General features: G+C 57.8%; 6 protein-coding genes, 1 tRNA gene and 3 pseudogenes. 6 read left to right on the forward strand and 4 right to left on the reverse strand.

Annotated features, from left to right (window positions below):
- The first annotated feature begins 4 nt into the window (after positions 1 to 4).
- The 3 genes from CH74_RS15210 to CH74_RS15220 all read left to right on the forward strand — a co-directional run bounded on the left by CH74_RS15210 (position 5) and on the right by CH74_RS15220 (position 2,115).
- Complete coding sequence (locus CH74_RS15210; RefSeq protein ID WP_048308377.1) at positions 5 to 553, forward strand: DUF488 family protein; 549 nt, start codon at positions 5 to 7, stop codon at positions 551 to 553.
- Positions 554 to 733: 180 nt separating this feature from the next.
- Positions 734 to 1,711, forward strand: coding sequence for an NADPH:quinone reductase (locus CH74_RS15215; RefSeq protein WP_048308378.1), 978 nt, complete (start codon positions 734 to 736; stop codon positions 1,709 to 1,711).
- A gap of 53 nt (positions 1,712 to 1,764) precedes the next feature.
- Positions 1,765 to 2,115 carry a septal ring lytic transglycosylase RlpA family protein gene (locus CH74_RS15220; protein ID WP_048308384.1) on the forward strand — a complete coding sequence of 117 codons (351 nt, stop codon included), beginning with the start codon at positions 1,765 to 1,767 and terminating at the stop codon, positions 2,113 to 2,115.
- Between the two features lie 84 nt (positions 2,116 to 2,199).
- Here the strand turns inward: CH74_RS15220 and CH74_RS15225 are convergent.
- Positions 2,200 to 4,649 (reverse strand): annotated as a pseudogene (locus CH74_RS15225) (acyl-CoA dehydrogenase).
- Between the two features lie 230 nt (positions 4,650 to 4,879).
- Between CH74_RS15225 and betT the strand changes: the two are divergent.
- A pseudogene (gene betT, locus CH74_RS15230) lies at positions 4,880 to 6,933 on the forward strand (choline BCCT transporter BetT).
- Positions 6,934 to 7,022: 89 nt separating this feature from the next.
- Here betT and betA read toward each other — a convergent pair.
- The 3 genes and pseudogenes from betA to betI all read right to left on the reverse strand — a co-directional run bounded on the left by betA (position 7,023) and on the right by betI (position 10,875).
- Positions 7,023 to 8,714 (reverse strand): choline dehydrogenase, encoded by a 1,692-nt coding sequence (gene betA / locus CH74_RS15235; RefSeq protein WP_048308379.1) that lies wholly within the window; start codon positions 8,712 to 8,714, stop codon positions 7,023 to 7,025.
- Between the two features lie 50 nt (positions 8,715 to 8,764).
- On the reverse strand, positions 8,765 to 10,234 hold the full coding sequence (gene betB / locus CH74_RS15240) for a betaine-aldehyde dehydrogenase (protein ID WP_048308380.1): 1,470 nt from the start codon (positions 10,232 to 10,234) through the stop codon (positions 8,765 to 8,767).
- Positions 10,235 to 10,277: 43 nt separating this feature from the next.
- Positions 10,278 to 10,875, reverse strand: a pseudogene (gene betI, locus CH74_RS15245) (transcriptional regulator BetI).
- Positions 10,876 to 11,058: 183 nt separating this feature from the next.
- Between betI and CH74_RS15250 the strand changes: the two are divergent.
- Together CH74_RS15250 and CH74_RS15255 are read left to right on the forward strand one after the other, a co-directional pair.
- A complete protein-coding gene (locus CH74_RS15250) occupies positions 11,059 to 11,946 on the forward strand; it encodes a choline ABC transporter substrate-binding protein (RefSeq protein ID WP_253273091.1) in 888 nt (295 codons plus the stop codon).
- Between the two features lie 63 nt (positions 11,947 to 12,009).
- Positions 12,010 to 12,086 (forward strand) — tRNA-Met (locus tag CH74_RS15255).
- The last annotated feature ends 194 nt before the right edge of the window (positions 12,087 to 12,280 follow it).

Consider the following 12,280-nt stretch of genomic DNA (forward strand, 5'->3'; position numbering starts at 1 on the left):
CATCGTGAAACATGCCTTCTACTCGGTAGGTCACTCGACTCGCACGCTGGATGAGTTCGTCGCGCTGCTGGGTGTGGGCGGAGTCGAGCATGTCGTCGATGTCAGGGCCATGCCGCGCTCGCGTACCAACCCGCAATTCAATTTTGAGGCGCTGTCGAGCTCACTTGCGCCGCTGGGTATCGGTTATACGCACAGTGCTGAACTGGCCGGTCTGCGTAAGCGGTCGAAAACCGTCGCCGATGACGTCAATGGTTACTGGCATAATCGCAGTTTTCATAACTATGCGGACTATGCCTTGTCCGAAGAATTTCACCGGGGGCTCACTGCGCTGATCGAGCTCGGCCATCGCCAGACCTGCGCGATCATGTGCGCGGAAGCGGTATGGTGGCGTTGCCACCGTCGTATCATCGCCGATCATCTGCTTCACCGTGGCGAACAGGTCTATCACCTGATGAACGCTGACCGTATCCAGCCCGCGACGCTGACCGAGGCGGCCCAGGCCAATGAAGAGGGCGATCTCGTCTACCCGAGTTCTGATACGAAAGACTCATGAGGCGCAAATCAGAATAAAAACTCGATGCCAGAGGGCGGTCCTTTGCTGCTATGTTCAGGCGCGCATCTTTTGCGTACCGATGACAGGGCTGCTCATTCCTGCGACCCTTGTTCAAGATCGAATGTTCAAGATCGAATGTTCAAGATCGAATCTTTCCCAGCTGAATAAGGAGTGTTCACGATGCCGAAACGTATCCAATTTTCCCAGACCGGTGGCCCAGACGTACTCGAGTATGCGGACTTTGAGCCAGAAGCGCCTAAGGAAGGCGAGGTACGAATCAAGAACCATGCAGTAGGGTTGAACTTCATCGACATCTATTTCCGCACCGGTCTGTATCCGGCGCCGTCCATGCCGTCTGGTCTTGGTACCGAAGGTGCCGGCGTAGTGGAGACCGTGGGTGAGGGCGTCACCGAGTTCAAGGAAGGGGATCGGGTTGCCTACGCCCTGGGGCCGCTGGGTGCATATTCTGAAGTGCATACGCTGCCGGTCGATAAAGTGGTGAAGCTACCCGAGGCCGTCGCCTTCGAAACTGCAGCAGGGTGCATGCTCAAGGGGCTGACGGTGCAGTATCTGTTGCGCCAGACCTATCGTGTACAAAAAGGCGACACCATCTTGTTTCATGCCGCCGCCGGGGGTGTGGGGTCGATTGCCTGCCAGTGGGCCAAGTCGATTGGCGTGAAGCTGATCGGCACGGTGAGTTCCAAGGAGAAGGCCGATCTTGCCAAGAAGAACGGCGCCTGGGCGGTCATCGACTATACCCAGGAAAACGTGGTGGAACGGGTGCGGGAACTGACCAAGGGCGATATGGTGCCGGTGGTCTACGACTCCGTGGGCAAGGACACCTGGGAAACGTCCTTGGACTGCCTGCAAAAGCGCGGTTTGATGGTCAGCTTCGGCAATGCGTCCGGGTCTGTCGAAGGCGTGGACGTCAGCATTCTCAATCAAAAGGGCTCGCTCTATCTCACAAGGCCGAGTCTTGCCGGCTACGCTGATACGCACAAGCGCCTGAAGCAGATGGCGGGTGAGCTGTTCGAGATGATCGAAAGCGGCAAGATCAAGATCGACGTTGCCCAGAGCTATCCGCTCGACAAAGCCGGGGAAGCCCAGGCCGCATTGGCGGATCGCAAGACGACCGGCTCCACCGTACTGCTGCCGTGATCGAGTGTCGCCATCGACGGCCTACCCGCCGGCTTCTGGTGTTGGTGTTCGGTATGGGCGTATTGGCTGGGTGTGCGGGCGGTCCTGCTCCATTCGACGGCGACGTATCGTCCTATGTCGATGAAGGGCAGGCGTCCTATTACAGCGATATCTATCAGGGCAAGCGTACCGCCAGCGGCGAACGCTATGATCGCAGTGCCATGACCGCCGCCCATCCCGTACTGCCGTTTGGGTCTCGGGTCGCGGTCACCAATCTTGATAACGGTCGTGAGGTGGTAGTGCGCATCAATGATCGCGGTCCTTTCATACGGGGCCGCATCATCGATCTTTCCTATCGCGCCGCCGAGCGGCTGGGAATGATTCGCAGCGGCGTTGTGCCGGTGAGGATAAGCGGCATCGATTGATCGTGATGGCACTGTAAAACAGATCGCCCCGACAAAGGCCGGGGCGATCTGTTACTGCTGTGGTGCTTAAATCAGATTTACCGATCAAGCGGCGTCATGCCATATGACCTTATCTTTGTGGGACGCAAAGGCATCGAAGGCGAAATCGTCCACGGTGAGCATTTCCAGCACCTCCTTCTCATAGCGCCGCATGAAGTCCGCATCTTCCTGATTGATTAGCCCGGACTCTAGCGCTGCCTCGACACGCTGCTCCGGATGCAGCGCTTCCGCCGGCAGGGTGCCCTTGGTATAGGCCTTGTTGATGGCGCGATAGATCGGTTCCGCACGATCGTATTCCGCTAACAGAGCATCGTAGCGTGCCAGCGGATTGTCCTGCTGTCCTTTCTCCTGGGTGTTCCAGGTATCCGCGGTCAGCTTGTGACGCAAGGCGGTATCCGTGGAAACGGCTCTTGCAATCTCGCGGGTCAGGCTGTCTTCCGGGCGTTTCCAGCGACGACCCAAAGGCATGGTGATGACCGCCAGCGTCTTGCCCAAAGCACGATTGGGCAGGTTGTCGAACAGCTCGACCATTGCCTGTTCCGCGCGATACAGCAGGGTCTGGCAGCTGTAGTGCAAAAGCGCTGCCTCATGTTCCACGCTATTACCGGCATGCCACTGCTTGAGCACCATGGAGGCCAGATAGAGGTTGGACAGCACGTCTCCCAAGCGCGCCGAGATCATCTCCCGCTTCTTGAGTTCGGAACCCAGGCTGACCATGGCCGCATCCGCACAGAGACCGAAGGCTGCTGATAGGCGCGCGATATCCTTGGCGTAGGGGGCTGAAATATCATCGAAGGGCACGCTGTGGCGCGCCATGCCCAGGCCCTGCACGAAAGCCCGGGCCGCGTTGCCAAAAATCAAACGAATATGACCGAAGAAGGCCTTGTCGAAGGCGCGGGCGTCGTTGGCGTCCTTGGCCGCCAGTTCTTCCAGCACGTAGGGGTGACAGCGAATCGCCCCCTGACCGAAGATCATCAGGTTGCGGGTCATGATGTTGGCACCTTCCACGGTGATCGATACCGGCACCGCGCTCCAGGCCTGACCCAGATAGTTACGCGGGCCCAGAGTGACGGCACGGCCACCGTGCACGTCCATGGCGTCTGCCAGGATGCTGCGCTGAAATTCCGTCAGCTGGCTCTTGAGGATCGCCGACGGCACGGCGGGTTTTTCGCCATGATCGATCAGGTTGGCGGTCTGCATGACCGTTGCCTGAGCAATATAGGCATGGGCGGTAAGGCGCGCCAAGGGTTCCTGCACGCCTTCCATTTCCGCCACCGGCATATTGAACTGGCGACGAATGCGGGTGAAGCCCCCGGCCCAGCCAATCGCATAGCGACCGGCACCGGCGGCACCGGAGGGCAGGGTGATGCAGCGACCCACGGACAGGCATTCCACCAGCATGCGCCAGCCTTGGCCGGCCATGTCGGGGCCGCCGATCAGATAGTCGAGAGGAATGAATACATCCTTGCCGACGATGGGTCCGTTCATGAAAGGGCTGCCGATGGGATGATGGCGTCGACCGATGTCCATGCCTTTCGTTTCCCGGGGAATCAGCGCACAGGTGATGCCGAGATCGGATTCGTCCCCCAATAGCTTGTCTGGATCGAACATGCGAAAAGCCAGGCCGACCACGGTAGCAATCGGCGCCAGGGTAATCCAGCGCTTCTCGAAGGTGAGCTTCAGGCCCAGCACTTCTTCGCCGTTATGAGTGCCATGACAGACGACGCCTACATCCGGCAGGGAGGTGGCGTCGCTGCCGGCACGCGGCCCAGTCAGGCCGAAGCAGGGAATTTCCCGGCCATCCGCCAGGCGGGGCAGGTAATAGTCTTTCTGTTCTTCGGTACCATATTTAAGCAGTAGCTCACCTGGACCGAGTGAGTTGGGAACACCCACGGTGACGGTCAGGGTCTCATTGAGGGAAAGCTTTTGCAGCACTGCGGACTGTGCCTTGGCGGAAAATCCCAGTCCGCCGTACTGCTTGGGAATGATCATGCCAAAGAAGCGTTCCTTCTTCAGATAGTCCCAAAGCCTCTGGGGCAGGTCCGCTCGCTCCACGGAAATCTCCCAGTCGTTGCACATACCGGCAGCAACAGAGCATTGATTATCCAGAAAGGCGCGCTCTTCGTCGTTCAGGCCATCGTCGCGGTAGTCGAGCAGACGCTGCCACTTTGGCTTGCCGGAAAACAGCTCCGCATCCCAGGAGACGGTGCCCGCTTCCAGCGCCGTGCGCTCCGTATCGGATACCTTGGGGGCGACTTTATGAAAGAGGGTAAGCACCCGAGGCGTGAGCCAGGCACGGCGCAATGCTGGTAAACCGCAGGCTGCGATGACGACCGCACCGAGAATGAACAGCACACCAATGACCGGCGCGCCGAACAATAAACCGATGACGCCGAGAATGGCCAGTACGCCTAATGCGGACATGGCGCCCGCTTCACGCGCGCCACTTCCACAAGCCCGACGATGGCCAGCACGACCAAGAGTAATTGAAGCATATGCGTCTCCAGGGAATCAGTAGCTGCTTATTCGAACAGTTGTTTGAATTGGTCAGCTTAGTTCAATTATTTGCGACTGACCAGTTTCCTGATCTGAAATTCGCCGAAGGTCTGATAGAGAAATTTTCAATCGAGCGCTTATTTTTATTGAACATTTAATCAAAATAAAAAGGCAGCATGTTACCCTCTCGTCTGCATGTACTTCCTCTTAATGTCCAAGGATAGTTTCCATGGAAACCAAATCGCAGGGTGCTGCATCAGGCGATCGTCTCAATCCCATCGTGTTCTACGGTTCTGTCATCGGCATCGTATTGTTCGCATTATGGACGATGGTCTTTACCGATTCTGCTAGCGCCATCATCAACAGCGTGTTGGGCTGGATCTCAGCTACCTTTGGTTGGTACTACTTTCTTGCCGTACTGAGCTATCTGATTTTTGTCGTGGTGGTGGGGTTTTCTCGATTTGGCAAAATTCGTCTAGGACCCGAACACTCTCGGCCGGATTTCAATATGGCCTCCTGGGCGGCCATGCTGTTTGCCGCCGGCATCGGTATCGATCTCTTGTTTTTCTGCATCGCTGAGCCATTGACCCAGTTTCTGGCGCCCCCGGAAGGAGAGCCGGGCACGGTGGCGGCCGCACGCCATGCCATGGAGCTGACCTTTCTGCACTGGGGCCTGACAGGTTGGGGCATCTACACCTTGGTAGGAATGTCCCTGGCGTTTTTCAGCTATCGGCATAATTTGCCGCTCACCATTCGCTCGGCGCTTTATCCGATCTTCGGCAAACGCATTTACGGGCCGATCGGTCACAGCGTGGACATTGCCGCAGTACTCGGAACGGTATTCGGCATCGCTACCAGCCTCGGAATCGGTGTCATTCAGCTTAATTTCGGTTTGAACTACATGTTCGATGTGCCGGAAAACACCTTGATTCAGGCCGTTCTGGTGGTGATGATCGTGTTCTTCGCCGCGGTTTCTGCGGTCACTGGGGTGGAACGCGGCATTCGGCGTCTTTCCGAGTTCAACATGCTGCTGGCACTGTTGCTGTTGCTGTTCGTGCTTTTCAGTGGCAATACGCTGTTCTTGCTCAATACGCTGGTAACCAACATTGGTGACTATTTCTCTAATTTCATCGATCTGTCGACTCAGACTTACTCCTTCGATCCGCCCACGGACTGGCTGAATGGTTGGACGCTGTTCTTCTGGGCCTGGTGGATTGCCTGGGGCCCCTTTGTCGGCTTGTTCCTGGCGCGTATTTCAAGGGGACGTACCATTCGTGAGTTCGTGGCAGGGACGCTGATCCTGCCGCTGGTCTTCATGATGGCCTGGATGTCGATAATCGGTAACAGCGCCATTGATCAGGTGATGGCCGGGGCCGTCGAGTTCGGCGACATGGCCATGAACGTTCCGGAGTCATCGATCTATCTGTTCCTTGAGAATCTACCTGGACCGGGTTGACCACCACGGTGGTGACCGTGCTGGCGATCGTTTTCTTCGTCACCTCCGGCGATTCCGGTGCACTGGTGCTGTCGAACTTCACTTCGATTCTTGAAGACGTGACCCATGACGCACCTATCTGGATGCGCATTCTCTGGGCATCGGTGATCGGTGTACTGACCCTGGCCCTGTTGATGGCAGGCGGGTTAGGCGCGCTGCAGAGCGCGGTAGTGGTCACAGGGCTGCCGTTTTCCGTGGTGCTGTTTTTCATGATGTTCGGGCTATTCAAGGCGCTAAAGGTCGAAGGCCTCAAAGAGGACAGCTACCGCGCCAGTCTCTCCGCGAGTCTTTCTGGGCGCTCCGGTAGCGTCGAGCGTGGGCCGCAAGGAGTGAAGCAGCGCCTGTCCAAGACGATGACCTTTCCCAGTCGCAAGCAGGCCCTGCGCTTTCTCAACGAGGTTGCAAGGCCCGCGATGGAAAGCGTTCGCGAGGCGTTGGAGCAGCAAGGGGTGGAGAGCGTCATTGGCGAAGGAGAAGGGGAGAATGAACACCTGGCCCTTAACGTCACCCTAGGCGATGAGCAGAATTTTACCTATCAGATATGGCTACGGCGCTTCGCCACGCCATCTTTTGCGCTGCGGGCGCAGCACTCGAGCAGGTTCTATTATCGTCTGGAAGTCTATCTGCTCGAAGGCAGCCAGGAATACGATCTTTCCGGCTATAACCGGGAGCAGGTGATCGAGGACATTCTCGATCAATATGAGCGGCATCTGCACTTCCTGCACTTGAACAGTCTAGCGCCGGGTGACACGCCCATGCCGGACGATCCTCAGCAGCCTTCGGTGTAGTCATATTTGGTTGAGTGTTTGGAGCAACGCCTATAACCAGAGAGCCTCGCTTATGCGAGGCTCTCTGGGTTTGTGGGTCCAATTTTCAGTCAAGCACTGGCCGTATGGTGCGCGCCCCTCTCATCGGCAATGGTGTAATAGGGCACATCCGCTGCGGGCAGCGGTTCGCGTCCACGCACTTTATCCGCCATCTTCTCGGCGATCATGATGGTGGGAGCATTGAGGTTGCCAGTGGTGATCTGGGGCATGATGGAGGCATCGATGACGCGCAGGTTCTCGAGACCATGCACACGTCCGGCGCCATCCACCACCGCCATGGGGTCACTTTCGTTACCCATCTTGCAGGTGCCGCAGGGGTGATAGGCGGTTTCGGCGTTCTGACGCACGAATTCATCGAGCTGGGCATCCGTCTGAACATTCGGCCCTGGGGCAATCTCGCGACCGCGATACTCGTCCATCGCCGGCTGGGCGACGATTTCCCGAGTGATGCGGATAGAGGCGCGAAACTCTTCCCAGTCCCTGTCGTGGCTCATGTAGTTGAACAGAATGCTCGGCGCTGCCGCCGGATCGCGAGAGGTGAGGCGTACTCGGCCACGACTCATGGAGCGCATGGAACCCACATGGGCCTGAAAACCATGGGCCTGCACCGCGCTCTTGCCGTTGTAGCTGATGGCGATGGGCAGGAAGTGATATTGCAGGTTGGGCCATTCCTCGGCGTCGTTGGTACGAATGAACCCCGCCGCCTCGAATTGATTGCTGGCGCCCACGCCAGTACCCTGAAACAGCCACTGAGCGCCGATCTTAGGCTGATTCCACCACTTGAGGGCCGGGTACAGCGAGATGGGTTTCTTGCATTCGTACTGAATGTACATCTCCAAGTGATCCTGAAGATTCTCACCGACCCCAGGAAGTGCGTGTACTACCGGAATATCGAACTCCTTGAGCTGCTCCGGGTTGCCTACCCCGGAGCGCAACAGGATCTGGGGTGAGGCGATGGCGCCGCCGCAGAGCAGCACCTCGCGGCAAGCGCGCACCTCCTGTTCTTTTCCCTTGTGTGAATAGCTCACGCCCACCGCTTGTTTGCCCTCGAACAGGATGCGATCCGTGGTGGCATGGGTCTCGATGGTCAGGTTGTCCCGCTGTTTGGCGATATCCAGATAGCCCCGGGCGGTGGAGGAACGACGCCCCTTACGGGTGACGAAGCGATCCATGGGGCCGAAACCTTCCTGCTGATAGCCGTTGACGTCTTCCGTGGCCGGGTAGCCTGCTTCCACACCGGCTTTGATGAAGGCGCCATAAAGCTCGTTATTGCCTTCTTTCGGTGTGGTGACTGAAATTGGCCCGTCGCCGCCATGATAGTCATTGGGGCCGATGTCTCGGGTTTCTGCCTTTTTGAAGTAGGGCAAGCAGGCCAGATAATTCCAGTCTTCCAATCCTGGCGTCTTGGCCCAGTTGTTGAAATCCAGCGCGTTGCCGCGCAGGTAGCACATGCCGTTGATCAGCGATGAACCGCCTAGCCCTTTACCACGACCGCACTCCATGCGGCGGTTGTTCATATGGGGCTCCGGGTCCGTCTCGAAGGCCCAGTTGTAGCGTTTGCCTTGCAATGGATAGGCAAGTGCCGCCGGCATCTGGGTGCGAAAATCGAAACGATAATCCGGGCCACCGGCTTCCAGCAGCAGCACCGTCACATTCGGATCTTCCGTCAGGCGGGTGGCGAGCACGTTGCCCGCCGAACCTGCACCGATGATGACGTAGTCGTATTCTCGTGGCTGCGCCATGAATATCTCCTGATAAAGAAGTTAGAGGTCGTTCATGATCACGATGAGCCTCAGAAAACCGCCGGGAATGGCCCCATCTCGACCTGCACCGACTTGATCTGGGTGTAGTGTTCAAGTGATGAAAGGCCGTTTTCGCGCCCGATACCGGACTGCTTGTAGCCGCCCACCGGCATCTCCGCCGGGGAATCGCCCCAGGTATTGATCCAGCAGATACCGGCTTCGAGGCGATGGATCACGCGATGGGCGCGATTCAACCCTTCGCTGAAGAGTCCTGCCGCCAGTCCGTAGGTGGTGTCGTTAGCCCGGCGGATGACTTCTTCCTCATCGTCGAAGACCAGGATCGACATGACCGGGCCGAAGATTTCTTCCTGCACGAGGCGCATGTTATCCGTACAGTCGGTGAAGACCGTGGGCTGGGCCCAGGCGCCCTTGGCAAAATCTCCTTGCGTCATGCGTTTGCCGCCGGCAAGCAGCCGTGCGCCTTCCTGCGGGCCGAGTTCCAGATAGCTCAGCACCTTGTCGAGATGTTCGAAGCTGACCAGCGGCCCAAAATTGACCTCCGGGTCCAGCGGATCGCCGGCCTTGATGCGATCCACTCGCTCCAGAATTTTTGTTTCGAAGGCTTCCTTGACGGAGCGCTGCACGAAAACGCGCGTGCCGTTGGTACACACCTGGCCGCTGGAATAGAAATTGGCCATCATCGCCGCATCTGCGGCGCGTTCGAGATCCGCATCGTCGAACACGATCAGCGGCGACTTGCCGCCCAGCTCCATGGTCACTTCCTTGAGGGTCGAGGCGGCAGCGGCAGACATGACTTTCTTGCCGGTGCCGGCTTCGCCGGTGAAGGTGACTTTATCGATGCCTTCGTGTTCGCTGAGCATCGCGCCGACCTCGCCAGCCCCCTGAACGACGTTGAAGACGCCGTCCGGCAGACCCGCTTCGCTGAAGATTTCCGCAAGCTTCAAGGTGGTCAGCGGGGTGACCTCGCTGGGCTTGAATACCACCGCATTGCCAGCAGCCAGAGCCGGAGCAGCTTTCCAGCAGGCAATCTGAATAGGGTAGTTCCAGGCGCCGATGGCTCCCACTACGCCCAAGGGTTCACGCCGGGTATAGACGAAGGAATCCTCGCGCAAGGGGATCTGGGTGCCTTCAATTGCCGGTGCAAGCCCCGCGTAATACTCGAGGGAGTCTGCGCCGGTAACGATATCCACCGTGGAGGTTTCGCTGATCGGCTTACCGGTGTTCAGGGTTTCCAGGTGCGCTAGCTCATCATTGCGTTCTCTCAACAGCGCTACCGCACGCTGGAGAATACGGCTGCGCTCCATGCCGCTCATGGCGCCCCAGATCTTCTGTCCCTTGCGAGCCGAAGCAACGGCACGGTCCACATCCGCTTTCGAGGCCTGCTGAATGGTCGCCAGATGTTCGCCGTTGGCTGGGTTAGTGATCTCGAAGGTGTCGCCGGAGGTGGCATCTACCCGCTTACCGTCGATAAAGAGTTGCTGGGTTTCCAATGACGTCATGCAATCCTCCTGCAAAGTAAGAGTTGTCAAAACACGGCTTCGCTCAGGCGAAGGTGTCGGCCCCTTGAAGCTGGCCGTCGAGATAGTCGTAGGCAATACGGCGAGCCCGCTCCACGTCCAGGGTTTCCGAGGCCAGTGCGCCACGTAGCCACAAGCCATCGATCAAGGCTGCGAGACCTCGAGCCGCATCACGGGCGTCTTGCCTGGGCAGGCAGCGGCGAAACTGAAAGCAAAGATTCGAATAGAGGCGTCGATCGTTGACCCGCTGCAGCCTTTGTAGATTGCCGCGATGCATGCTGGAGGCCCAGAAGGCCAGCCAGGTCTTCATCACCGATTGACTGACCTGATGCCCGTCGAAGTTACCGTCGATGATGGCGCGAATCTGCCCTCGGGGCGTGCGCTCTGCTCTTGAACGGCGCTGGGCGATGCCCTTGCCGAGTTCGCCCAGCACCTTGGCGCATGGTGGCTTCGAGCAGGCCTTCCTTGCCACCAAAATAGTGACTGATGATGCCGGTGGAGACATTGGCTCGATTGGCGATGCGCGCGATGGTGGTGTTGGCAAGCCCGGCTTCATCGATCGCCTGCATGGTGGCCTGCACCAGCTGGTGGCGTCGAATGGGCTCCATTCCTAGCTTTGGCAACGCAATGTCTCCTTTTATCCGATGCCCCGACTGGCCTGTTTTCGAGATGTTGGACAATACCGAACAGTATGGGATATGTTTATTGAACGTTCAATCAATAAAAAAGGTTTGTCGCTCATGAATTACAGGCTTACTACCCAGTGCATGATTGGTGGACTCCTGACGCTGAACGCCTCATTAGCCATGGCCGAAGTGACTGAAAGCTGCCAGACGGTACGCTTGGCGGAGGTGGGCTGGACGGATATTACTGCCACCACTGCGCTTGCCAGCGAAGTGCTCGAGGGGTTGGGCTACGAGACCCGTAGCGATACCGTGTCGGTGCCGATCGCCTATGCCGGTATGAAAAATGGCGACTTCGACGTCTTTCTGGGCAACTGGATGCCTTCCATGGCGTCGATCAGCGATCCTTATATCGAAAAAGGGCAGGTGGATCGGGTAGCGACCAACCTCGAAGGGGCCAAGTACACCCTGGCGGTGCCGCAGTATGTGCATGATGCAGGCGTCACCTCCGTCGCGGATCTCGATGAATATGCGGAAAAGTTCGATAGCAAGCTGTATGGCATCGAAGCGGGTAACGACGGCAACATGATCATCCAGAACATGATTGACGATGATTTCTCCGGCCTGGGTGATTGGCAGCTGATCGACTCTTCCGAAGCAGGAATGCTCTCCGAATTGAAATCCAAGACCCGCAGCGAGGAATGGATGGTGTTCCTGGGCTGGGAGCCTCATCCCATGAATACCAATTTCGATATGGCCTACCTAGAAGGCGCCGATGACTATTTCGGCCCGAACCTGGGAGGTGCGACGGTCCATACCAACACGCGCAGCGGCTATGTCCAGGAGTGCGCCAATGTGGGTGAATTGCTCGAAAATTTGACGTTCACGCTGGAAATGGAAAACCAGATCATGGCCGCCATCATGGATGAGGGCGACAAGCCGCGCGAGGCGGCCCGCAGCTGGCTGCAGGACAATCCCGGCGTACTCGACGCCTGGCTCGAAGGGGTTACCACCGTGAAGGGTGAGTCCGGTCTGCCTGCGGTAAAAGAATTCATCGGTATCGATGGATAAGAGGGGCCTTGAAGGCGGTTGCCAAGCGGTTCGGCAGCGGGCATAATTTGCCCGCGCTGGAAGGGCTACGTAGCTCAGTTGGTTAGAGCACATCACTCATAATGATGGGGTCCCCTGTTCGAGTCAGGGCGTAGCCACCAGAATCGAGAAGCGTCCGCTAGGTGTCCTGGTGGGCGCTTTCGTATTAGTGAAGTAGTTCAAAGGGCGGATGCCAACCACTTGATGCCCTTGACGGAAGTTTCTCGTTACGTATACTACTGCCGCGTGTTCAAGATGTTCCCCGATAGCTCAGTTGGTAGAGCAAATGACTGTTAATCATTGGGTCACAGGTTCG

The organism is Halomonas sp. PR-M31 (assembly GCF_001039575.1).
Classification (GTDB): Bacteria; Pseudomonadota; Gammaproteobacteria; order Pseudomonadales; family Halomonadaceae; genus Modicisalibacter.